Raw genomic sequence first — 24101 nt, 5'->3', positions numbered from 1 at the left:
CCGCGCTCGCATGTGAAAGAACGACATGAAGGTAGTCATTTGTGGCGCGGGGCAGGTCGGCTACGGCATTGCCGAGCGGCTGGCGCAGGAAGACAACGACGTTTCGGTGATCGATACGTCGGCGGCACTGATCGCCAACATTACCGAGAGCCTCGACGTGCGCGGCTATGTCGGCCATGGGGCGCACCCGGACGTGCTGGCCAAGGCGGGTGCCGACCAGGCCGACATGCTGATTGCGGTGACGCTGTCCGACGAAGTCAACATCGTTGCCTGTGAAGTGGCGCACGCGATCTTCAACGTGCCAACCAAGGTCGCGCGAATCCGGGCGCAGAGCTATCTCGCGCCTGAATATGCAAACCTGTTTTCGCGCGAGAACGTGCCGATCGACGTCACCATTTCGCCCGAAGTCGAAGTCGGGCGGCTGGTGTTGCGGCGCATTTCCTTTCCCGGCGCGATCGACGTCGTACGTTTCGCCGACGACCGCATCGCCATGGTCGCGTTCGAATGCCTGGAGGATTGCCCCGTCGTCGGAACGCCGCTGCAGCAGTTGAGCGAACTGTTTCCCGATTTGCTTGCGACGGTCACCGGCATTTTCCGCAACGGCAAGGTAATCGTGCCGCATTCCGACGACCAGTTGCAGGCGGGCGATATCGCCTATGTCGTCTGCGATCGGGATCATGCGCGGCGCACGCTGGCGCTGTTCGGGCATGAAGAGCAGGAGGCGCGGCGCATCATCATTTTCGGCGGCGGCAATGTCGGATATTTCGTTGCCAAGGCGATCGAGGACCATCAGTCGCGCACGCGGGTGAAGCTGATCGAGAGCGATCGTGACCGCGCCGTGATGATGGCCGACAAGCTGAGCAGCACGGTCGTGCTCAACGGCTCGGCCATGGACCAGCGGATCCTCGCGCAGGCGGATGTCCAGGATGCCGATCTCGTGGTGGCGCTGACCAACAACGACCAGATCAACATCCTCGGCAGCATGATGGCGAAGCACCTGGGTGCAAAGTCCACGCTCGTCCTCATCAACGAGCCGTCCTACCAGGATTTCGCTGCGACCGCCGGCGTCGATGCCTATGTGAACCCGCGCGCCGTGACGATCTCGCGCGTGCTGCAGCATGTCCGCAAGGGCCGCATCCGTTCGGTCTACGCAGTGCAGAAGGGCATGGCCGAAGTCATCGAGGCCGAGGCTCTCGAAACCTCGCCGCTCGTCGGCAAGGCCCTGCGCGATCTCGAACTTCCCGACGGTATCCGCATCGGCGCGCTCTATCGCGACAAGACGTTCATCCGTCCTGACGGTGCCACCCGGATCAAGGCGAAGGATCGCGTCGTGCTCTTCGCCACCGCGGATGCGGTGCGCCACGTCGAGCAGCTGTTCCGCGTCAGCATCCAGTATTTCTAAAGGCGAGACGATGTCCCGAATTGCCTATGTCAACGGCGCCTACGTGCGGAACGCAGACGCCGGCGTGCATATCGAGGACCGCGGCTACCAGTTTGCCGACGGCGTCTACGAGGTCTGCGAGGTGCGACACGGCTATATCGTCGACCTCACCCGTCATCTCGACCGCCTTGGCCGGTCGCTCAGCGAGTTGCGCATCGATTGGCCGATGACTAGGGCGGCGCTCGTCCACGTGATCCGCGAAGTTGTCCGGCGCAACCGGGTAAGGAACGGCCTGTTCTACATGCAGGTCACGCGCGGCGTAGCGCGCCGCGACCACGTCTTTCCGGCGGCAGAAACCCGCCCGTCCATCGTCGTGACGGCGAAACGCACCGATGCCGCGGCCATTGCCAGGAAGGCGACCCACGGAATTGCGGCGATCACGGTGCCGGAAAACCGCTGGGACCGGGTGGACATCAAGTCGGTCGGGCTTCTGCCCAACGTGTTGGCGCGCCAGAAGGCCAAGGAAGAAGGCGCGCAGGAGGCGATCTTCGTCGATGCCGACGGCACGGTGAAGGAGGGGGCGGCGACCAATGTCTGGATCGTCGATCGTGATGGAAACCTGCGCACGCGGCCGGCAGAACACGGCATCCTCAAGGGAATCACCCGCACCACCTTGATGGATGTGGCGGTGCCGCTGGGGCTCAAAATCGAGGAGAGGGCGTTCTCGGTGGATGAGATGCTCGCGGCGCGCGAAGTCTTCATCACCGCTGCCACCAGCATCTGTTTTCCGGTCATTTCGGTCGACGGCAAGCCGATCGGCAATGGTCATCCGGGAAGCATAGCACAGAATATTCGCGAAGCCTTTTTCGGCGTTGCGGAAAAGACATTGATTTGATACCAACTCTGAAGAGGTGTCGGGGAAGGTACTTGTGGCGCCTCTGATTGCTGAATTTGACAAAAATGCACCGGCGCGAAACGCCGGCAAATAAGAAAGAAGCGGCGCGATGGCGGAACGTTCTCAAAACTTGCAGGATCTCTTTCTCAACACGGTCCGCAAGCAAAAGATTTCATTGACAATTTTTCTTATCAACGGCGTCAAGCTTACCGGCGTTGTGACCTCGTTCGACAACTTCTGCGTCCTGCTGCGTCGCGATGGCCACTCGCAACTGGTCTACAAGCACGCGATCTCGACCATCATGCCCGGCCAGCCGCTGCAGATGTTCGAGAACGAAGAAGCCGCATCCTGACGGGACGTTAGGCACATTACCAAGCGTGATTCAAAATTGTCGTCGATCATTCCGGAGCTCGAGAAGCTCCGCGACGACATGCGCGCGGTCGTTATCGTTCCGGTCTTGAAAAAGACCGGACGGCAGTCCGCAGAGATCCTCTCGACCACCACGACGCGCTCGGACGAAAGTCGTCTCGAAGAGGCGACCGGCCTCGCCATGGCGATCGACCTTGAGGTCGTGCACGGCGCCATCGTTCCGGTGGCGCAGCCGAAGCCCGGCACCTTGCTCGGCACCGGCAAGATCGAAGAGATCGGCCATATCCTCGTCGAGCTCGATGCAGGCCTTGTCATCGTCGACCATCCGCTGACGCCGGTGCAGCAGCGCAATCTCGAGAAGGAATGGAACGCCAAGGTCATCGACCGCACCGGCCTCATTCTCGAGATCTTCGGCCGCCGTGCCTCCACCAAGGAAGGCACGCTGCAGGTCGATCTCGCGCACCTCAACTATCAGAAGGGCCGCCTGGTCCGAAGCTGGACCCACCTTGAGCGCCAGCGCGGCGGTGGCGGCTTCATGGGCGGTCCGGGTGAAACCCAGATCGAAGCGGACCGGCGCTTGCTGCAGGACCGCATCGTCAAGCTCGAGCGCGAGCTGGAGCAGGTGCGCCGCACACGGCAGTTGCATCGCTCCAAGCGCAAGAAGGTGCCGCACCCGATCGTCGCTCTCGTCGGCTACACCAATGCCGGAAAATCGACGCTGTTCAACCGCATGACCGGGGCAGGCGTTCTCGCCGAGGACATGCTGTTTGCGACGCTCGACCCGACGCTTCGGCGGCTGAAGCTGCCGCATGGCCGCATGGTCATCCTCTCCGACACTGTCGGCTTCATTTCCGACCTGCCGACGCACCTTGTTGCCGCGTTCCGCGCGACCCTCGAAGAGGTGCTGGAGGCAGATCTGATCCTGCACGTGCGCGACCTTTCTGACCCGGACAACCAGGCGCAGGCAAGCGATGTTCTCAGAATCCTTTCCGATCTCGGCATCGACGAGAAGGAAGCCTCCGAGCGCCTGATCGAGGTTTGGAACAAGATCGACAGGCTCGACGACGAATCGCGCGAGGCATTGCGCGGCAAGGCGGCGACGTCCAACAACACGGTTGCCGTTTCCGCGATCACCGGTGACGGTGTCGACGAACTGCTCGCCGAAATCGGCCGCCGTCTTTCCGGTGTTCTGACGGAATGCACGGTCGTTCTCGGCATCGATCAGCTGCAGCTTCTGCCCTGGGTCTACCAGCACGCGATCGTCGATGGTCGTGAAGACCTGGAAGATGGCCGGGTGAGCCTTGATCTCAGGCTGACCGAGAACGAGGCCTCCGAGCTGGAGCGTCGCCTCGGAAATGGGCCGAAGCCGGCCGCGGAAGACTGGTAAGCCATAGCTTGCCGCGGGGTCGGCGGCTGTCGGCCTTGGCTTAGGGTAACGGGGCGCATGCGAGGGCGCGTCCCGCTCGCTCTAGCCCAGTTGCCGTTCGATCGCCTTCGCCGCCTGCCAGAGCTCTTCCATCCGTTCCAGCGTTGCCTCATCCAGTGTCTCGCCGGCCGCGCCGAGCTCGCGCTCGATATGGGCGAAGCGGCGGCGGAACTTGGTGTTGGTGCCGCGAAGCGCCATCTCCGGATCGGTGCCGACATGGCGGCCGATATTGACGACGGCGAAGATCAGGTCGCCCAGTTCGTCGCTGACCTTGGCGCGGTCTTTTTCGCGCAGCGCCTGGCGCAACTCGCCGATTTCTTCCTCGATCTTGTCGAGGATTGGTTCCGGTTCGGACCAGTCGAAGCCCACCTTTGCAGCGCGCTCCTGCAGCTTCAGGGCTTCTACGAGCGCCGGAAATGAGCGCTGCACCGAGCCCAGATGGTTTGCGGCTGCATCAGGCGCGAGGCCACGCTTGGCACGCTTTTCCTGCCGCTCGGCCTTCTCGGCCTGCTTGATTTCATCCCATTGCAGCTTCACCGCCTCGGGCGTATCGGCGTCGGAGCGGGCAAAGACATGCGGATGGCGGCGGATCATCTTGCGGGTCACCGCTTCGACGACGTCGCCAAAGGCGAAGTCGCCGGCTTCCTCCGCCATGCGGGCATGGAAGACCACCTGCAGCAGCAGGTCGCCGAGCTCGTCGCAGAGGTCGTGCATGTCGCCGCGCTCGATGGCGTCGGCGACCTCGTAGGCCTCTTCGATCGTATAGGGCTTGATGGTCTCGAAGGTCTGGACGATGTCCCAGGGGCAGCCGGTTTCAGGTTGGCGGAGCGCCGCCATGATGTCGAGCAGGCCCTTTATGTCGCGTGAAGGTTCCATGGATCTCAATTCAGCGGAATGGCGTTTTCGTCCTTGCCCGACTGGTAGCTGTCGGAAAGGCTCTGGTATCGGGCGCGGATGCGGGCATCCTGGGCGGCGAGCCGATCGCGGGTTTCAGCGTCGGCGTCCTTCGAAAGGGCAGCGATCGAGGCGGAATGCCAGAAGGCGTTGTCCTGAGCGTAACCACCTGGTTCCAGCCGGAAGACTTCCTTCAGGATCTTCAGGTCGTGCGGGATCGCAAAGGCGTCGCGCGAGTCCTCGTGGCTGAAGAAGTAATAGAAATTGTCGAAGCCGGCCCAGGTGATGGCCGAAAGGCACATGGAGCAGGGCTCGTGCGTCGACAGGAAGATGAGATCACGCGTATCCGGCTTTTCCGCCATCTCGTAGAAACGCTTCAGCGTATGGACTTCGCCATGCCAAAGCGGATTTTCCGTCTCGTTGTTGGTTTCGGCGAGCACCAGAGACAGATCGGACTTGCGCAGGATCGCCGCGCCGAAGACCTTGTTGCCGGCGGCGACACCCTTTTCGGTGAGCGGCAGGATATCCTCTTCGATGACGGTCAAAAGCCGTTCGGCGAGTTCTGGTTTTGTCATGTCACAGGTCTCCGGCAGGTCGTTGACCGCATTTAACGGACGTTGCCCATGCGGCGCAATGGCCGCGCCAAGGTCGGCGATTGAACAGGCTCGGAGATATTTGCTCAAAATGGTGCAGCGCCGAGCAAAACAATACGTGCCTGGAAAGGCATTGAAATTTCTGTTCCTTCAATTGTCGTGCGCCATAAGGGATATTCGCCGCAGCCTGTAGAAGGAACGACCGTCTAGCCATGCCGCAGCAGCTCGCCGTTTTCCCCGCATTCTTTCGCGTCGCGCAAAAGCGCGTGGCGGTTTTCGGCAATGGCGACGAAGCCTTTGCCAAGGTGCGGCTGCTGCTCAACACGGAAGCGTCGATTGTGGTCTTCGCCGACGCACCGGAAGCGGAGTTCGCGCAATACCTTCGTGACCGTGGTATCGAACATATCGCCGCCGCCTTCGCTCCCGAGCAGTTGGACGGCGCCATCCTCGTTTTTGCCGCGACCGGCAATGCCGCCGAGGACCAGCGCATCGTCATCGCAGCGCGCGAACGCAAGATCCCGGCCAATGCCGTCGACCAACCCGATTTCTGCGATTTCTTCACACCGGCGCTCGTCAATCGTGCTCCGGTTGCCGTTGCCATCGGTACCGAAGGGGCGGGGCCGGTTCTGGCGCAGATGATCCGCGCCCAGATCGATCAGCTGCTTTCCCCCTCGCTCGGTGTCGTCGCGTCGCTTGCGGCAAGCTATCGCGAGACGGTCGATCGCCTGGTGCCGCGTGGCGTTGCCCGCCGCCTGTTCTGGCGCCGGTTTTTCCAGGGCCCGGTCGCCGACAAGGTCGCCGGCGGCGATCTGGCTGCCGCCCGCCGCGAGGCGTCGCGTCTTCTCGATGCGCCTGAGAAGGCGAAAGGCCACGTCTGGCTCGTCGGCGCCGGTCCGGGCGCTGAAGACCTGCTGACGCTTCGCGCCCAGCGCGTGATGATGGAAGCCGATGCGATCGTTTATGATGCGCTGGTGCCGCAGGCGATCGTCGATATGGGCCGTCGCGATGCCGAGCGCCTGTCGGTCGGCAAGCGCAAAGGCTGTCACACGAAGTCCCAGGATGAGATCAACCAGTTGCTGGTGACGCTGGCTGCTGAAGGCAAACGCGTCGTCCGTCTGAAGTCCGGTGATCCGCTGGTCTATGGCCGTGCCGGCGAAGAGATGGCGGCGCTGCGCGAAGCCGGCATCAGCTACGAGATCGTTCCGGGCATCACCTCGGCCTTCGCCGCGGCTGCCGATTTTGAATTGCCGCTGACGCTGCGCGGTGTTGCCTCCTCACTGGTCTTCACCACCGGCCATGATTTGACCGGTGAAGTCCTGCCCGATTGGGCGCGGCTTGCGGTCTCCGGAGCGACGATCGCGGTCTACATGGGGCGCACCGTCGCCGCGTCGGTCGCCGGTCGTCTGATGCAGGCAGGCCTTCCGCCGGAAACGACGGTTGCCGTTATCGAGAATGCCAGCCGCGCCGATCGGCGCCTGCTGCACGGCACGCTGCAAGACCTGCCGGATCTCGAAAACCGCAGCGAGCTAGCAGGTCCGGTCATGGTCATCATCGGCGATGCTGTTGCTGGTGCCAATTTCGAGCGGTCCGAACCGCTGGTCGCAGGCAAAGCGCGTGGCGAGAAGAAAAACGTTGAAGACGTCTTCGGGCGCAACGAACAGATTTTGAATTGAGGAAGAGGTCATGGTGAGCAAGGTTTTGACGGCAAATCGACTTTCGGACGGCATCTCCGTCTGGCTGGATGCCGCGGGCAACTGGGTCGAGCAGCTTCAGGACGCCTTCATCGCCCGCCATGCCGAGGCCGTGACGGCGCTCGAAGCCACCGGCAAGCAGGCGTTCGACGACAACAAGGTTGTTGATGCGAACGTCGTCGATGTCGAAGAGGTCAACGGCACGCTTCGTCCGCTGCGCATGCGCGAGCGCATCCGCGCCGAGGGCCCGTCGATCCCGTATGCTGCCGGCTACAATGGCCTTTCCGGCCCGAAACACGCTGCCTGAGGAACCGATACCCGATGTACCGTTACGATGAATTCGACCACGCCTTCGTATCCTCCCGCGTCGAACAGTTTCGCGATCAGGTCGAGCGCCGCCTGAGCGGTGAGCTCGCCGAAGACGCCTTCAAGCCGCTGCGCCTGATGAACGGCGTCTATCTGCAGCTTCACGCCTATATGCTGCGCGTCGCCATTCCCTATGGCACGCTGTCGAGTCGCCAGATGCGCATGCTCGCCCATATCGCGCGCAAGTATGACCGCGGCTACGGTCACTTCACCACGCGCCAGAACATCCAGTATAACTGGCCGCGTCTGTCGGACACGCCGGATATTCTTCAGGAACTCGCAAGCGTCGAGATGCATGCGCTCCAGACCTCTGGCAACTGCATTCGCAACGTCACCGCCGATCACTTCGCCGGTGCAGCGGCCGATGAAGTCGCCGATCCAAGGCCTTACGCCGAAATCCTGAGGCAGTGGTCGAGCGTGCATCCGGAGTTCTCGTTCCTGCCGCGCAAGTTCAAGATCGCCGTCACGGGCGCTGAGCGCGACCGCGCGGCGATCCAGGTTCACGACATCGGCCTGCACCTGAAGAAGGACGAAAACGGCCGCATCGGCTTTGCCGTCTATGTCGGCGGTGGCCAGGGCCGCACGCCGATGATCGCCAAGAAGATCCGCGACTTCCTGCCGGAAGAGGATCTGCTCTCCTACACGACCGCGATCATGCGCGTGTACAACCTGCACGGCCGCCGCGACAACAAGTACAAGGCCCGCATCAAGATCCTCGTGCACGAAACCGGTGCCGAAGAACTCTCGCGTCAGGTCGAGGTCGAATTCGCGGCGCTGAAGGACACCGAACTGAAGCTGCCGGAGACGGACATCCAGGCGATCTCCGCCTATTTCGCGCCGCCGGCCCTCGAAAGCCGCGCCGAAGGCTGGGAGAGCCTCGCGCGCTGGAAGAAGACCGATCCGGAATTTTCCCGCTGGGTGCAGCAGAACGTGCAGCCGCACAAGCACCCGGACTACGGCATGGTGACGATCTCGCTGAAGCCGATCGGCGGCATTCCGGGCGACGCCAGTGACGCGCAGATGGATGCCGTTGCCGATATCGCCGAGGAATATGCCTTCGACGAAATCCGCGTCAGCCACGAGCAGAACCTGATCCTGCCGCATGTGGCGCTGGCCGATCTCGAGCCGGTCTACCGCGCGCTGGTCGCGTCCGGTCTTGCCACCGCCAATGCCGGGCTGATTACCGACATCATCGCCTGTCCTGGGCTGGACTACTGCGCGCTTGCCAATGCGCGCTCTATCCCGGTGGCGCAGGAGATTTCCACCCGCTTCGGTGCGCCGGAGCGTCAGGCCGAGATCGGCGAGCTGAAGATCAAGATCTCCGGCTGCATCAATGCCTGCGGTCATCACCACGTCGGCCATATCGGCCTGCTTGGCGTTGAAAAGAAGGGTGCGGAACTCTATCAGATCACGCTTGGCGGCTCCGGCGACGAGAACACCTCGATCGGCGAGATCATCGGCCGCGGCTTCGAGCCCGAAAAGGTGACCGACGCCGTCGAGACGATCGTCGACACCTATCTGGGACTGCGCCGCGACAGGGACGAGACCTTCCTCGAAGCCTATCGCCGCGTCGGCCCACAACCCTTCAAGGATGCGCTCTACGGCAGCGCGCAGGAAGCTGCCTGAGGCTCCGAGGAACAGACATGATGAAAATCTGGAAGGAAACCGGTTTCGTGGGCGATGATCCCTGGATCATCGAGACGGAGGAAACCAAGGCAGGCTCGAACGAGAAGGCGATCGTCGGTCTCGACGCCTTCCTTGCCAAGGTCGCAGACAGCGACGAAACCGGTCTCGGTGTGGTCATCGCGCCGGCCGACGACGTGACGAAGCTTGCACCACACCTCGATCGCCTGGCGTTGGTGGCGGTCGCGTTCCCGGCGTTCAACGATGGCCGTGCCTTCAGCCATGCATCGCTGCTGCGCGCGCGTCTCGGCTTTAGCGGCGAGGTGAGGGCGGTCGGCGACGTGCTGATCGACCAGATCCCGCTGATGCTGCGTTGTGGCGTCCAAAGCTTCGCTGTCAGCAATGCAACGGCGCTGAAGCGTCTTTCAGAAGGACGCCTGCCGGGCATTGCCGTGCACTACCAGCCAACCGCCAAGCCCACGACCGACGCTAAATCCTATAGCTGGCGGCGGGTATCATAGGGTAGGGTTGGCCGCGACAGTGTGAAGCACGCCGAAATTCCCAAAAGCGACTATATTTGGAAGAGATTTCCTTTCAACAAGGCGCAGCTTGGAATATCGGCTTATTGTTGATAGACAGGGTCATCATTTACAGGACTTGTAGCTAAGATGAATGCTCCGGCAAAAACGGAAGATTTCGCGATCCAGGCACCGGCAGGCGTCTACGTCGAGACGGTGACCAGCGTTGAACACTATACGGATCGGCTCTTCCGCTTCCGCATGACCCGCCCTGCCGAATTCCGCTTCCGCTCGGGCGAATTCGCGATGATCGGCCTGATGGTCGGCGACAAGCCGGTCTATCGCGCCTATTCGATCGCCAGCCCCGCCTGGGACGAAGAACTCGAATTCTTCTCGATCAAGGTGCCGGATGGCCCGCTGACCTCGCACCTGCAGGGGATCAAGCCGGGCGACAAGGTGCTGATGCGCAAGAAGCCGACTGGTACGCTGGTGCTTGATGCGCTGGTTCCCGGCCGCCGTCTCTACATGTTCTCGACCGGCACCGGCATTGCACCCTTCGCAAGCCTGATCCGTGATCCCGAGACCTATGAAAAGTTCGAGGAAGTCATCCTCACGCACACCTGCCGTGACGTCGCCGAGCTGAAATACGGCTTCGATCTGGTCGAGGAAATTCGCAACCACGAATTCTTGAACGAGATCGTCGGCGACAAGCTGCGCCACTATGCGACCGTGACCCGCGAGGAGTTCCCGTTCAAGGGCCGCATCACCGACCTGATGGTCAACGGCAAGTTCTTCTCCGATCTCGGCCTGCCGCCGCTCGATCCGGCTGTCGATCGCGGCATGATCTGCGGCTCGACCGCGATGCTGAAGGACACCAAGGAAATCCTCGAGGCCGCAGGTCTCACCGAAGGCGCCAACAACAAGCCGGCCGAATTCGTGATCGAACGCGCCTTCGTCGGCTGACCCTTTTTTGTGCAATTTATCGTTTGAGGGGCGCGCCGAGGGTGCGCCCCTCGTCGTTTAAGGCGAAATGCCATCGAGCTATGCGTCGGCGGTAGCTCCGCCTTTCCCATTCTGCGTACCGCCCTGCAGTCCCAGCGGCTATCGTGCTCCTGCAAATCTTCATAGCGTGCGCACGCAGACATGCGAAAATAGGCGCACGACGAACCAAGCCCGCGCCGTCCTGATATGAGCCTCGTGGGCCATTTCTGGGAGTGCCCGATGAGCCATGTTTCACCAACCGACCTGGAAGCCAGGATCCGCTGCAAACCGCTGCGTGATCGCATCGCCACGCCGGAAGAAGCGGCCGCGCTGATCAAGGACGGCATGACCATCGGCATGAGCGGCTTCACCAAGGCCGGCGACGCGAAGGCCGTGCCGCTTGCCATGGCCGAACGGGCCGCTCGGGAGAAGTTTCGCATCACGCTGATGACGGGCGCCTCGCTCGGTCATGACATCGACAAGACCCTGACGGAGGCGGGAGTTCTTGCCCGGCGCCTGCCGTTTCAGTCGGATCCGGTTCTGCGCGCTGCGATCAACCGCGGTGAGGTGATGTTCATCGACCAGCATCTGTCGGAGACCGTGGAGCAGTTGCGCTCCGGCCAGATCAGTCCCATCGACTATGCGGTGGTCGAGGCGGTGGCGATCACCGAAGACGGCGGCATCGTCCCGTCGACCTCGGTCGGCAATTCCGCAAGCTTCGCGATCCTGGCGAAGAAAGTGATCGTCGAACTCAATCTCAGCCATAGTCCCGAACTCGAAGGCCTGCACGATATCTTCATTCCGGCGAAGCGCCCGAGCCGCACGCCAATCCCGGTCGTCGCCTGCGACAGCCGCGCCGGTTCACCCTACATCCCCGTCGATCCCGAGAAGATCGTTGCCATCGTCGTCACCGAGAAGGAGGACAGCGCTGCGCGGATTTCGCCGCCGGATGCGGAAACGACGGCGATCGCGGGGCATCTGATCGGCTTCCTGGAAGAGGAGGTGCGCAAGGGGCGGCTCGACATGACGCTCAATCCGCTGCAGGCCGGCATCGGCGTCATCGCCAATTCGGTGCTGAGCGGCCTCGTCGACAGCCCGTTCCATGATCTGCGCATGTATAGCGAGGTGCTGCAGGACAGCACGTTCGAGCTTTTCGAAGCGGGCAAGCTGAGCTTTGCCTCGGCGTCATCGATGACGCTGTCCAGCGCCTGGGCCGATCGGGTGTTTCGCAATATCGGCGCCTACAAGGACAAATTGGTGCTCCGTCCGCAGGAGGTGAGCAACCACCCGGAGATTATCCGTCGCCTGGGCGTCATCGGCATCAACACGGCGCTCGAATTCGATATCTACGGCAACGTCAACTCGACCCATGTCGGCGGCACCGACATGATGAACGGTATCGGCGGCTCCGGCGATTTCGCCCGCAACGCCTTCCTGTCGATCTTCGTCGCCAAGTCGGTTGCCAAGGGCGGGGCGATTTCATCCGTGGTGCCGATGGTCTCCCATGTCGACCACACGGAGCACGACGTCGATATCCTGGTGACCGAACACGGCCTTGCGGATCTGCGCGGCCTGGCGCCGCGCGAGCGCGCGCCCGCCATCATCGAGAACTGCTGCCATCCGGCCTATCGGGCGCTCCTGTCGGATTACTTCAGCCGCGCCGTTTCTACCCGCGGCGGACAAACGCCGCACATTCTGGAAGAGGCTTTCGACTGGCATGTACGTCGGCTGAAGACCGGCAGCATGATGCCGGCGGCCTGAAGTGCTTCGACGAAACCAGTGCGAAAGCAATCGCTTGCAGTGGTTTCTTTTGGCGGGGCCAATGTTTCTTCAGGCGTCTGACAGGTAGCTCATCAGCTCAGCCATCGCGGCCGATGCGCCTTCCGCATCGGCCCGCTCGATCGCATCGATCACCGTGACGTGGCGGCGGACCGAACCGGCCATCTTTTCGGGCGAGGACGAAGCAAACCAGATGCGGCGGGCATGTGTCTGCAGCGGCGCAAGCGCTGCAGTCAGGAACCGGTTCGGGCAGGCTTCTTCCATCAGTTCGTCGAACACTTTGTCGGCGACGAGAAAGCCCTCCATATCGCCTGCCTCGAGGCAGGCGGCCATCTCCGCGCCGCAGGCTTTCATCGCGCTTCTGTCTTCGGCGCTTGCGTGCGCTGCGACCAGAGCGGCCGCAAGCGGCTCCAGCTTCTGGCGCGTCTGCATGACATGCACCTGGTCGTCCGGCCGGATCGTGGTGATTTGCAAGCCGACGCGGGGACGGATATCCATGAGACCCTGCCAGGCCAGCTTCTGGATCGCCTCGCGAACCGGTGTTCGCCCAAGCCGGGCAAGTTCGATCAGCTGTCTCTCGGTGACCAGGGCGCCGGGCGCGAGCTTCAACGTGACGATCAGGCGTTCGAGCGCGAGGTAGGCGAGGTGAGCCTGGGATTGCGGTGACATGCCGTTCCTTTGGTGCTGATATATCAGCAGCTTGCACGAATTCCTGCAGCCAGGCAAGCGCCCAGATTGTCCGGATTTACGCCTGTCACAAGCGGCGGTTTTCCGACGCGCACGATAAAATAAGTGAATGCTTAAAAAATACGAATTTCAAAGGCATGAATAAGCGAACCTCATAGGACGTTTCCAATCGGAATCGTGTTGACGAACCGAAAGGTGCTTGCCACTCTCCCAACAAGGCCCGCACACGAAAGAGGTGTGAAGGCCGTTGCGGCAAGAACCTGGTTGCTGTTTCCTTGGTCGTAGGCGATCGAAGGCAACAGGCACAAGGTTGGGCAACAACCGTCAGCCATCGGCGTTGAGGGGCGCAAGATGCAAGTGGGCGCGTTTCTGGTCTGGTCCTTGATGGCATTTGCGGCGCTGCTGGCCGTACCCGCAGTCAGTCACACCAATGCATTGACGACGTTTTCGCTGATGGCCTCCTCTGCCGCCTTCGTCGGCATGGCGGTCGCCCAGTTCATGGCCGCGCGCCCGCCGTTCGTAGAAGCGCTCTTTGGTGGCCTCGACCGCGTCTATCACTTTCACCGCAGGATCGGCATTTCGGTGCTGTGCCTCATCCTCGTGCACTATTTCCTGAAACCCGACTTCAAGGGCCTGGCGCTGACGAGCGGTCTGAACCAGCTTGCGGCATCCGCAGGAAAATACGCATTCTACGGTTTCGTCGTTCTGCTCGTTCTCAGCATCGTCAAGATCATCCCGCGGACGAAGATCGAGATTCCGTACCATCTGTGGCGGTATACGCACCGCTTCATCGGCCTGCTTTTCATCATGGTCGCCTTCCATCAGATGTTCATCAAGCGTCCCTATGACGGCACCGCGCTTCTGGCTGTCTATCTCAACATGTTCGCGACGCTTGGCATCCTCAGCTATGCCTATACCCAGCTGCTGCCCTGGCTGCGAACCCGCCGCTACGAGGTCTTCGATGTCGCCCGCGAGGACGGGGCGACGGTGATTGCGGCGCGGCCGCTGCGGCGTGCCCTGCGCGCCAAGCCCGGGCAGTTCGGTTTTCTGCGGGTGCTGAAGCCAGGGCTGCGTGAGCCGCATCCGTTCACGATTGCCGGTATCGAACCTGACGGCATCGTGCGCTTCGCGATCAAGCCGCTTGGCGATTACACCCAGGCCCTGCGCGACAGTATCGCTGTCGGTGACCGGCTGAAGCTCGAGGGCGGTTATGGCCGCTTCAACCACCGCCGTGGCGGCAAGAAGCAGATCTGGCTCGCCGGCGGCATCGGCGTCACGCCGTTCCTGGCGATGGCGCGGCATCTGACGGGCCAAGAAGGGCAGGACATCCACATGGTCTATTGCGTGCGCGATCGGCGCGAGGCGATCGGCCTGGAAACCTTCGAGGGGCAGGCCGGAAAGCTCGGCAACTTCACGTTTGTCCTGCACGACAGCTCCGTGGACGGGCGCTTGGACGCGGCCAAGCTTGCGAGCGGCAGCGCGATCGATCCGGCGGACGCCGATCTCTGGTTCTGCGGTCCGCCACCCCTCAGGGAGGCGATCGTCAAGGGCCTGAAAGATCTCGGCAAGCGGCCGAAGCGGGTTGAATTCGAGCAATTTCAGTTTCGATAGTGCAGCAGATTTCAGTAGCGATTCTATTGTTTTAGGGAGTGGGTTTCATGCGCGGTCTGCAGAGAAAGCGAGAAGGCGCCTCGTTCTTGTCCGGGTTTATCCGTGGATCTTTGGCCGCTTCATTCGCGGCGCTGGTCGCCGTCTCGCTCTGTCCCGCTAGCGCCTCGGCGCGCGATGCCTTCGCGGAAGATGCCTTCTCCACCTACAAGGCCAATGTCGACAACGGCAAGTACATGTTCAACGCCGCAGGCTGCGGCGCCTGCCACGGCTCCGGCGACAACACCGAACTGCTATCGGGCGGCATGGAGATGAAGACGGCGATCGGCACCTTCTATGCGCCGAACATATCGCCACACGCCAATGGCATCGGCGGCTGGACCAACGCGCAGTTTTTGAACGCCGTGCTGGTCGGTCTCGACCGGGAGGGCAACAACCTCTATCCGGTCATGCCCTACACCTCCTATGGCGGCATGAAGCCGGAGGATGCGCTCGACATCAAGGCCTACATCGAGACGTTGCCCCAGGCGGATGCGGCGTCCAAGGAGCATGAGATAGCCTTCCCCTTCAGTCGCCAGACGACGATCACGCTCTGGAAGCGCAGTCACTTCACGGTGCCGGCCTACCAGCCGCGCGAGGAGACGCAAGCCGAGCGCGGTCGCTATCTGGTCGAGAATGTCGGCGGCTGCGGCGATTGCCACACGCCGCGCACCACGACCTACGGGCTCGACCTGGAGCGCGCCTATGAGGGGGAAAAGGATTTGAGCGGCGCGGTCGCGCCCGACATCAGCAAGGCGAAGATGGCCGGTCTTGCCTCGCCCGACGTTTTCACCAAGGGCTTGATCGAGGAAGGCAAGAAGCTCTCGGGCGCGCCGATCAGCGATCCGGTGATGCGGCGTATCGCCAAGGGGCTGGGCGTTCTTTCGGACGACGATCGCCGTGCGATCTATGCCTTCCTTGCCGATCGCGAGGTAAAGGCGCCGGCGCCGGTGGCGCAATCGGTCACGGCCGTCTGCAAGGAGAGCACGGCGACCGAAGCGCTGGGCGGCGGCAATGCGGCGCTTGCGCAACAGGCCGATGCCTTCATCGGCAGATATTGCCGCAATTGCCACGGACCGGGCGAGAGTTCGCAAGGGAGCTACCCGGCAGGCGACCTCGCTTCGATTGCCGCCGACGCAAACTTCGTGACCCCCGGTGACGCCTCGAAGTCACGGCTCTACGCGACTGTCGTCAGCGGCCGCATGCCGCTCGGCAAGCGGCCCTCTGCCGAGGAGATCAAGGTCCTGGAGGACTGGATCAACGCTCTGAACGAAAAGAGCCTGCCGCAGACGGTCGCCGCGAAACCGGCGCGCGCCCGTCCGATGTTGGGTTATGGCCAGTTCGTCGACGCGGCGCTGAAGGACATCGAGACGGTCAGCGCCCTCGACCGCCCTTACATGCGCTACTTCTCCTATCGCGACCAGTACAACGGCATGATGGGCTGCGAGGACGACCAGACATTCATGAAACGGATGGACGTGCTTGCCGGCGGCTTCAAGAAGCTTCTGAATTCGCTTTCCTACGGGCCGAAACTGGTGTTGCCGACAGAGGTCGACGGCACCAACGGCTTGCTGGTGCGCGTCGATCTGCGCGAACTGCAATGGGATACGGCGGACTATGACTTCCTGATCAAGCGCTACTTCTATGGGATCGATCCCGACAGCGACGCGTCGCTTTCGGCGCTCTCCAAGAAAACGGCGACGCAACTGCCGATCATGCGGGTCGACTGGTTCATGAGCAACGGCGCGCGGCCGGAGATCTACAACCGTCTGATGAAGTTGCCGACCCAGATCGCCGAACTCGAAAGGCGCTTCAAGATCGACGTCGCCGGCAACATTCGCAGGCACGACGTGCTGCGGGCCGGGTTTGCCGACGGATCGTCCGGGGTTTCCGACCACAACCGCATGCTCGAGCGGCACGACAGGCCGTTCGGCGGCTACTACTGGAAGTCCTATGATTTTGGCGGCGACGTCGGCAAGCAGGTGCTGAAGCGTTTCCCGCACGGGCCGAGGGAGTTGGCGCCGCTCGATGCGGGCCTCGTGCCGTTCGAGCATGACGGTGGCGAGATGATCTTCTCGTTGCCGAACGGCCTGCAGGGCTACTACCTCTCGACATCAGCTGGAAAGCAGCTCGACGTCGGGCCGACGACGATCGTGTCGTTCCGTAAGCGACCGATCGGCAAGGGTGTCGAGATCATCAATGCGCGGTCCTGCGTCGATTGCCACGCCGACGGTATCCTTTCGAAGCGTGATCAGTTGCGCGAGCAGATCGAGACATCGACGCTCTTCAGCAAGGACCAGCAGGATGTACTGCTTGCGATGTATGTGAAGCAGGAGGAACTGGACGAAACCTATCGCAGGGACCGGGAGCGCTTCGTCAACGCGCTGAAGGTGCTCGGCGTCACCGAGCCAACGCCCGATGGTGGCCTCCAGAGCAAGCACGCGCCGGGCGAGGCCGAGATCATCACCTACTTCGCCGACAAGTACGAGGACGAACTCGATTTCGATGCCCTGGCGGCCGAGTTCGACATGACGCCTAAGCAATTCTCCGAGGCGATCAAGCGGGTTACGAACACCGATGTCCTGCGCCTCGGGATCGACTGGGTGACGACGCTGGAAGCCGGCGGCACCATTCCGCGCAACGAGGTCGAGCAGCAATATGCGTTGCTGATGGCGCCGCTCACCCAGCGGCGTCCGCTCGACACGACGGCGATCAACGTTGCCGGTTCCGAGCCGATGGCGGACGCCAGGCCGCAGTCGATCGCCGCCGCCGTGCCGGACTATCGCAAGGACGATGCGGGGGCTGACCACAAGCTCGAACTGGCACTGAACGTGAAGTCGACGACAGCGAAGGTCGGCGACGAGCTTTCCTTCGAACTCACTGCCAACCAGGCCTGCGAACTGCAGATCCTCTATGTCGAGGAGAACGGCAATGTCGAGGTCATCCCCGACGTCATGATCGGCAACACCACGCTTAAGCCGGGCGAGCGGCGCCTGATCCCGCAGCCGGGCACAGGCACGCTCACCTTCGACACGCCGGCGCCGGCCGAAACGATGCTGGCCTTCTGTCGCGCCGGCGGCCTCGGAGACCAGAGGCTGACGGTGGAAAAGGCACGGCAGTATGTCGCGACGTCGCGGTTGCCGCCGACGCGGGGGCTGGCGATCAACCTGGCCAAGCGGGCGCAGGGCGATGCCGGTGCCAGCAGTGTTCAGATGGTGACGTTCGAGATCAAGGATTGATGGGCGAGCCATGGTTCAGCTACGGGCATTTCTCCTCGCTTCGGCCGCTTTGGCGGTCTTCACCGCGCCGGCCATGGCCTGCGACGGCCTTCGTCTGGCTTCGGAGGCGTTGAACCGCGCCGACGAGGCCGGCACCAAGGTGGCGGCCGATCCCATAAACATGAAGGGCTGCTCGGCGACCGAGATCGCGCTGACCCGGCGCGTCGTGGCGCTCGCAACCTTCAACCGCATTGCAGCGGCGGTGGGGTACGGCGCCAAGCTTGAGACCTTCGAAGCGGAGCTGACGGCCGCAAGCCGCGACGCCGGCGGCCCCTGGCAGATCCTCGACGCACTGGGCGACATCAAGCGCGAGCGCAAGGATTACGCCGCCGCGGCGACAGCCTATCAGCAGGCACTGGAGGATGCGGCAAGCGAGGAGCTGACGCCCGATTGGATGGCGCCGGACAAGGCCTATATCGAGCGGCTGGATCGCCTGGCCTCGGAAATGCGGCTCGCCGCAACCAAGCCGGTCAAGCTCGCCGCGCGCGGCGCCTGCAGGTTTTCCTATCGCGGCGTCTCGATCCGGAAGAAGGCGACGCCGGTGCGCTATGTCTTCGGCACGGCCGAGTTCACGCCTGAAGGTCTCGAGTCGGCCAAGGATCTGTTCGAATGCCTGAAGTCGGCAAAGCCGCCCGCAATCACCCTGATCGGTCACACCGACCCGGTCGGCACGCCAGAAGCGAACATGGTCTTGTCGATCGCCCGTGCCGAGGCCCTGGCGCATTACCTTGTCGATGCAGGCTATCCCGGCACCTGGACCGTTGTCGGCAAGGGCGAGGAGGAGCCGTTCAAGCCGGACGATCCGAGTGCCTATGACGAGATGATGCTGAACCAGCTCGACCGGCGGGTGGAAGTGGATGTGGGCAAGTGAAGGGGCTGCGCGAAATCCTGTTGGCGACAGGCTTGATCGCCTTGCCTGCATCCGTCGCCACCGCGGCGACCTCGGCGCTTGTTGTCGGCGTCGATGTCTATCCGCACGAAGTGAGCCTCGACGGCGCGGTCAAGGATGCGCTCGATGTGGCGCAGGCGCTGAAGGCGGCTGACGTCGGCCCGATCCGCCAGTTCGTCAATGAGCAGGCAACGAAGGCGGCCATACGCTCCGCCTGGATCGATTTGGTCGCGGGTGCGACGCGCGGCGATACGATCGTCTTCACCTATGCCGGGCACGGTGCGCAGATGCCGGAGCTGGTCGCCGGCAGCGAGGAAGACGGGCTCGACGAATTTCTGGAATTGCCGGGCTTCGACCGGGCACGTGCCGAGGAGACGGCGAGCGAAATCATCGTCGACAACGAACTCAGCGCCTGGTTCGCGGAGGCGGAAGCCAAGGGCATTCACGTGCTGTTCGTCTCCGACAGCTGCTATTCCGGCGGCATGAACCGCTCGATCTCCGGCAAGACGCGGCTGGCGCCGATGGTGCGCGCCAAGGTGCCGCCGCCGTCGAAGGAGGCGCTGTCCGGCGCCAAGGTGAGGGATGTGGAGCTGTCGCAGGTGACGATCCTCGCCGCATCGCTCGAAAGCCAGCCGACGCCGGAGGTGGTGATCGGCGGCGAGCCGCGCGGCGCCCTGAGCTGGAGCTTTGCCCGTGCATTGGAAGGCGCCGCCGATCGCGACGGTGACGGTCGGATTTCGCGGGTCGAACTCGAAGACTATGTGTTTTCCAACGTCAAGCTGCAATCGGAAGCCTTGCAGGTGCCGAACTTCACGCCACAGTTGGCGCGCTCCGACAAGGAGATCGTGCTGTCCCTGCCGCGCAGCGCCAAGTTCGGCGTGGCGCCAACAGCGAGTGGCACGAAGCAGACGCTGAAGTCGCCACGCGAAACCGGATGGACGGGTACGCTGCCATTGCGCGTCGTCGGTGAGATGCCTGATCTTGCCAATATCGGCGGCGATGGCATGCCCTATCGGTGGGAGGCAGCATCCGGGGTCTTCTATACGCCGAACGGAGACGTCGCCGCCGAACATGTCGCGCCCGAAAGGCTCCAGGGCGTGGTCGACAAATTCGTCCTGGTGGATTTTCTGAAGGCGCTGGCGGCGCAGAGCCCGGGGGCCGTTTCGCTAAAACCCGTCAAGGACATCTATTTTGCCGGCGACCGCCTGAATGTGGAGGCGCCGCAGGGCGGCTATGCCAACATGCTGGTCTTCAACCTCGCCAACACAGGTGAAGCGCAGCTGCTCGACGTGCAGATTGCCGGAAGCGAAAGCCATGCCTTCAAGCTGCGTGACCTGGAAGTGGTCAAACCCTTCGGCGCGGACCATCTGGTCGCCATCGCGACCAATGCGCCTGTCGATGCGATCGCGGCCGCCTTCGCCAATTCGAACCTCGATGCTGCGGCGTTGCTGCGCTTGCTCGAAACGCGCCTGGAGGGGAGCGAAAGTACGATTGCCGTTCAACCGCTTTACACGAGAGGTCAGGGCCAATGAGCGCGAGCCTGAGATCGTGGGTGTTGTTCTTCCATATCCTTGCGTGTTTCACGCTGCTCACCGCTCCTGCCGTCGCCGGCGATCGGGCATTGCTGATCGGGGTCGGCAACTATCAGAACCTGCCGGCGGAGTTTTCGCTGCCGGGGCCGGCAAACGACCTCATCGCGATGCAAAAGCTGCTTACGGAACGGCTCGGCTTCGACAGTACGTCGATCCGCGTGCTGAAGGACGGGCAGGCGACCAGAGCGGAAATCCTGTCATCCATGAACGGCTGGCTTGTCGATGCGACCAAGCCCGGCGATCGCGTCTATCTCTATTTTTCAGGCCACGGCCTGCAGGTGACGGATGCGGATGGCGATGAGGCGGATGGGCTGGATGAAGCGATTGCGCCTGCCGACATCGCTGCCGGCGAAACGGATTGGAAAGGCGCTGTCCTCGACGACGAGATCGATGCGGTGCTGGAGCGCCTGAAGGGGCGCGCGGTGACGGTCGTGATCGATGCCTGTCACTCCGGCACGATCTCCCGGTCGCTGTCCGAGGACATTGCGAAACCTATCGACGGCGCCCGCTTTCTCCCGCGTCCCGATGCCAAGCCGGTCGAGCAGGCGCTGACCCGCGGCCTTCGGATCGATCTTGCCCTCGTCGACAAGACGAAGCTCGTGGAAGCCGGGGTGACCGCCTGGAGCGCGGCGGCGCCCTATCAGGTCGCCTGGGACGATGCCCGGCTTCCGACTGCGGATCGGCATGGTGTTTTCACAGCAGCCTTCGTCGCCGGCCAGACCGGCAACGCTGCCGATGCCAATGGCAACGGATTGACGAGCAACGCCGAGCTTCTGGAGTATGTAAAGGCGCAATCTGCGTCCTACTGCGCCTCGCAGGAAGAATGCGGCAATCTCGACCCGCAACTGGACGGCAAGCCCGAGGCGCTCGGCGACAGCGCGATGGTGCCGGAAAAGCGCGATGCGGATGGCAACGGGCAGGGCGCGGACCAGAACGCGAACACCCCGGATGCGGCGGTGCCGGTCTATCAGGCGGTCAACGCCATCGATGCCATCGGTGATATCATCGGCAAGAGCGAAGCCGCCGATGTCATGCTCTCGATCGATAGGCCGACCACCATGAAGGCCGGTGAGGTCTTCAAACTGACGGTCAACAGCCGCACGGCCGGCAATCTCCTGCTTTTCGATGTCAGCGGCCAGGGCAAGGCAACACAGATATTTCCCAACGAGTTTGCGCAAAAGATCACGACGCTGGCGCCGGGCGTGCCGCTGACCTTGCCGGATGAATATTACGGCTTCGATTTCGAGGCATCGGGTGAGGGGGACGGCATTTTCGTTGCGCTTGTCGTCAGCGATGCGGTCGACCTGAGCGATCTTGCGCCAATGTCGCGGGGCCTCAAGGTGGAGGTCGATGCGCGCGAGACCTTGAGCGAGATCGTCGCGCGGCTGCAGAAGAACTGGACCGAGGATCTCGACACGCGCGGCATCCACTGGTCGGTTGGCACCCTGCGCTATCGCGTCGAGTAGGATCGAGAACGGCTAGGACGAAAAAACCCGCCTCGATGAGGCGGGCTTCTTTTCGTGTCGTCTCGGCCGATCCTAGTGCAGGATCTGGCTGAGGAAAAGCTTGGTGCGCTCGTGCTGCGGATTGTCGAAGAACTCGGCCGGCGAGTTCTGCTCGACGATCTGGCCCTGGTCCATGAAGATTACGCGGTTGGCCACCTGGCGTGCGAAGCCCATTTCGTGGGTCACGCACAGCATGGTCATGCCTTCTTCGGCGAGCGACACCATGGTGTCGAGCACTTCCTTGACCATTTCCGGGTCGAGCGCCGAGGTCGGCTCATCGAAGAGCAGGATCTTCGGCTTCATGCACAGCGAACGGGCGATCGCCACGCGCTGCTGCTGGCCGCCCGAAAGCTGGCCCGGATACTTGTTGGCCTGTTCGGGGATTTTGACGCGCTTCAGGAAGTGCATCGCGATTTCTTCGGCCTGCTTCTTCGGCATCTTGCGCACCCAGATCGGCGCAAGCGTGCAGTTTTCGAGGATCGTCAGGTGCGGGAAGAGGTTGAAGTGCTGGAATACCATGCCGACTTCGCGGCGCACTTCGTCGATCTTCTTCAGATCGTTGGTGAGCTCGATGCCGTCGACGACGATCTTGCCCTTCTGGTGCTCTTCGAGGCGATTGATGCAGCGGATCATCGTCGACTTGCCGGAGCCCGACGGGCCGGCAATGACGATGCGCTCGCCCTTCATAACCTTCAGGTTGATGTCACGAAGGACGTGGAAGTCCCCGTACCACTTGTTCATTCCAGTGATTTCGACCGCAACATCCGTTGCGGAAACAGTCATTTTGGAAGCAGTGGCTGCGTTTGCCATGCGATCCTCCCCTCATTTTATCGTTTATGGGCCGTGTCGAGCACGCGTTCCATGAAACCTGAATAGCGCGACATACCAAAGCAGAAAAGCCAGAATATGAAGCCAGCGAAAATTAGCCCTGAGATCGGCGTCACCGAAGAGGCCCAGTTGGCGTCCGTGAAGTTGAAGCGGACGATGCCGAGCAGGTCGAACATGCCGATGATCGACACCAGTGACGTGTCCTTGAAGAGGCCGATGAAGGTGTTGACGATGCCCGGAATCACGAGCTTCAGCGCCTGTGGCAGCACGATGAGGTTCATCTTCTGCCAGAAGCTGAGACCGAGGGAATCCGCGCCCTCATACTGCCCCTTCGGGATAGCCTGGAGGCCGCCGCGCACCACTTCGGCCATGTAGGCCGAGGCGAAGAACGACACGCCGATCAGTGCACGCAGGAACTTGTCGAAGGTGACGCCCTGCGGCAGGAACAGTGGCAGCATGACGCTCGCCATGAAGAGCACGGTGATCAGTGGGATGCCGCGCACCAGTTCGATGAAGGCGGTGCAGAGCATCTTGATCACAGGCATATGCGATCGCCGCCCCAGTGCCAGAAGAATGCCGAGTGGCAACGACACGGCAATACCGACGAACGAAAGGATGAGCGTCACCATCAGACCGCCCCAGAGCGGCGTCTCGACGTAGGTCAGTCCGAACCAGCCGCCGGGAAGCAGGATCAAGGAAATGATCGGCAGCACGGCGAAGAGCAGGATGGCGTTGATGCCCTTGAAGGGAGCCTTCGGGATCAACATCGGAATGAGGAAAAGCACGAAGAGGATGCCGACCAGCGTCGGTCTCCAACGCTCATCTAGCGGGTAGCGGCCGTAGGCGAATTGGTCGAGTTTTGCGTTGACGAAGGCCCAGCACGCACCGCTCCAGCCATCCGGCTGCGAGCCTCCTTGAGCAACCGTGGCGCAAACGCCACGGCCGCCGCCGGTCCAGGCGGCGTCGATGAAGAGCCACTGGATGGCCGGAGGCACGAGCCACGCAAGCGCAAGCAGGCTGACGATGGTGAGCACCGCATCCTTTGGCGTCGCGAACAGGTTTTCGCGCAGCCAATGGACGATGCCACCTTCGGCGACCGGCGGGGCGGACCCTTCGATCATTGAGGTACGGACAAAAGTTGCCTGGTGTGTGTTCATGA

At 62.4% G+C, this 24101-nt stretch carries 20 protein-coding genes; 15 read left to right on the top strand and 5 right to left on the bottom strand.

Features of this window, described 5'->3' with window-relative positions; translation table 11 throughout:
* The first annotated feature begins 25 nt into the window (after positions 1 to 25).
* The 4 genes from trkA (at position 26) to hflX (ending at position 4032) form a co-directional block, all read left to right on the top strand.
* On the top strand, positions 26 to 1402 hold the full coding sequence (gene trkA / locus JVX98_RS14475) for a Trk system potassium transporter TrkA (protein WP_043622072.1): 1377 nt from the start codon (positions 26 to 28) through the stop codon (positions 1400 to 1402).
* A gap of 10 nt (positions 1403 to 1412) precedes the next feature.
* Positions 1413 to 2276, top strand: coding sequence for a D-amino-acid transaminase (locus tag JVX98_RS14470; RefSeq protein ID WP_205239045.1), 864 nt, complete (start codon positions 1413 to 1415; stop codon positions 2274 to 2276).
* Positions 2277 to 2385: 109 nt separating this feature from the next.
* On the top strand, positions 2386 to 2628 hold the full coding sequence (gene hfq / locus JVX98_RS14465; protein WP_003535434.1) for an RNA chaperone Hfq: 243 nt from the start codon (positions 2386 to 2388) through the stop codon (positions 2626 to 2628).
* Positions 2629 to 2706: 78 nt separating this feature from the next.
* Complete coding sequence (hflX, locus tag JVX98_RS14460; protein ID WP_205239453.1) at positions 2707 to 4032, top strand: GTPase HflX; 1326 nt, start codon at positions 2707 to 2709, stop codon at positions 4030 to 4032.
* An 81-nt stretch (positions 4033 to 4113) separates the two neighbouring features.
* On the opposite strand, the gene mazG is transcribed toward hflX, so the two are convergent.
* Together mazG and JVX98_RS14450 are read right to left on the bottom strand one after the other, a co-directional pair.
* The gene (gene mazG / locus JVX98_RS14455; RefSeq protein ID WP_205239044.1) at positions 4114 to 4947 is read right to left on the bottom strand and encodes a nucleoside triphosphate pyrophosphohydrolase; all 834 of its coding nucleotides are present in this window, start codon (positions 4945 to 4947) and stop codon (positions 4114 to 4116) included.
* A gap of 5 nt (positions 4948 to 4952) precedes the next feature.
* Positions 4953 to 5540: a deaminase gene (locus JVX98_RS14450; protein ID WP_192446017.1), complete on the bottom strand. Its 588-nt coding sequence runs from the start codon at positions 5538 to 5540 to the stop codon at positions 4953 to 4955.
* 230 nt (positions 5541 to 5770) lie between these two features.
* Here JVX98_RS14450 and cysG point away from each other — a divergent pair, with 230 nt between their 5' ends.
* The 6 genes from cysG (at position 5771) to JVX98_RS14420 (ending at position 12498) form a co-directional block, all read left to right on the top strand.
* Entirely contained in the window at positions 5771 to 7231 is a 1461-nt protein-coding gene (gene cysG / locus JVX98_RS14445; protein WP_205239043.1) for a siroheme synthase CysG, read from the top strand.
* A 10-nt stretch (positions 7232 to 7241) separates the two neighbouring features.
* Positions 7242 to 7556, top strand: a complete 315-nt coding sequence (locus JVX98_RS14440; protein WP_205239042.1) for a DUF2849 domain-containing protein — start codon at positions 7242 to 7244, stop codon at positions 7554 to 7556.
* Positions 7557 to 7570: 14 nt separating this feature from the next.
* Complete coding sequence (locus JVX98_RS14435) at positions 7571 to 9241, top strand: nitrite/sulfite reductase (protein ID WP_205239041.1); 1671 nt, start codon at positions 7571 to 7573, stop codon at positions 9239 to 9241.
* A gap of 17 nt (positions 9242 to 9258) precedes the next feature.
* Positions 9259 to 9759, top strand: a complete 501-nt coding sequence (locus JVX98_RS14430) for a DUF934 domain-containing protein (RefSeq protein WP_205239040.1) — start codon at positions 9259 to 9261, stop codon at positions 9757 to 9759.
* Between the two features lie 147 nt (positions 9760 to 9906).
* On the top strand, positions 9907 to 10719 hold the full coding sequence (locus tag JVX98_RS14425; RefSeq protein WP_043622101.1) for a ferredoxin--NADP reductase: 813 nt from the start codon (positions 9907 to 9909) through the stop codon (positions 10717 to 10719).
* Positions 10720 to 10977: 258 nt separating this feature from the next.
* Complete coding sequence (locus JVX98_RS14420; RefSeq protein ID WP_205239039.1) at positions 10978 to 12498, top strand: acetyl-CoA hydrolase/transferase family protein; 1521 nt, start codon at positions 10978 to 10980, stop codon at positions 12496 to 12498.
* A gap of 69 nt (positions 12499 to 12567) precedes the next feature.
* Here the strand turns inward: JVX98_RS14420 and JVX98_RS14415 are convergent, their stop codons facing one another.
* Positions 12568 to 13185, bottom strand: a complete 618-nt coding sequence (locus JVX98_RS14415) for a GntR family transcriptional regulator (RefSeq protein WP_205239038.1) — start codon at positions 13183 to 13185, stop codon at positions 12568 to 12570.
* 369 nt (positions 13186 to 13554) lie between these two features.
* Between JVX98_RS14415 and JVX98_RS14410 the strand changes: the two genes are divergently transcribed.
* From JVX98_RS14410 to JVX98_RS14390, 5 genes are all read left to right on the top strand, one after another.
* Complete coding sequence (locus JVX98_RS14410; RefSeq protein WP_205239037.1) at positions 13555 to 14814, top strand: ferric reductase-like transmembrane domain-containing protein; 1260 nt, start codon at positions 13555 to 13557, stop codon at positions 14812 to 14814.
* Positions 14815 to 14924: 110 nt separating this feature from the next.
* Positions 14925 to 18089, top strand: a complete 3165-nt coding sequence (locus tag JVX98_RS14405) for a c-type cytochrome (protein WP_205239036.1) — start codon at positions 14925 to 14927, stop codon at positions 18087 to 18089.
* 10 nt (positions 18090 to 18099) lie between these two features.
* Positions 18100 to 18999, top strand: a complete 900-nt coding sequence (locus JVX98_RS14400; protein ID WP_205239035.1) for an OmpA family protein — start codon at positions 18100 to 18102, stop codon at positions 18997 to 18999.
* Positions 18996 to 20549, top strand: coding sequence for a caspase family protein (locus JVX98_RS14395; RefSeq protein ID WP_205239034.1), 1554 nt, complete (start codon positions 18996 to 18998; stop codon positions 20547 to 20549). The genes JVX98_RS14400 and JVX98_RS14395 overlap by 4 nt, the downstream gene beginning before the upstream one ends.
* A complete protein-coding gene (locus JVX98_RS14390) occupies positions 20546 to 22075 on the top strand; it encodes a caspase family protein (RefSeq protein ID WP_205239033.1) in 1530 nt (509 codons plus the stop codon). Before JVX98_RS14395 ends, JVX98_RS14390 begins: the two co-directional genes overlap by 4 nt.
* Positions 22076 to 22147: 72 nt before the next feature.
* Here the strand turns inward: JVX98_RS14390 and JVX98_RS14385 are convergent, their stop codons facing one another.
* Together JVX98_RS14385 and JVX98_RS14380 are read right to left on the bottom strand one after the other, a co-directional pair.
* Positions 22148 to 22924 (bottom strand): amino acid ABC transporter ATP-binding protein, encoded by a 777-nt coding sequence (locus tag JVX98_RS14385; RefSeq protein WP_064816988.1) that lies wholly within the window; start codon positions 22922 to 22924, stop codon positions 22148 to 22150.
* Between the two features lie 17 nt (positions 22925 to 22941).
* Positions 22942 to 24099, bottom strand: a complete 1158-nt coding sequence (locus JVX98_RS14380; protein WP_034796753.1) for an amino acid ABC transporter permease — start codon at positions 24097 to 24099, stop codon at positions 22942 to 22944.
* Positions 24100 to 24101: the final 2 nt, after the last annotated feature.

It is taken from the genome of Ensifer sp. PDNC004, from assembly GCF_016919405.1.
Taxonomy (GTDB): domain Bacteria; phylum Pseudomonadota; class Alphaproteobacteria; order Rhizobiales; family Rhizobiaceae; genus Ensifer.
This window is presented reverse-complemented; position numbering and strand designations above follow the sequence as displayed.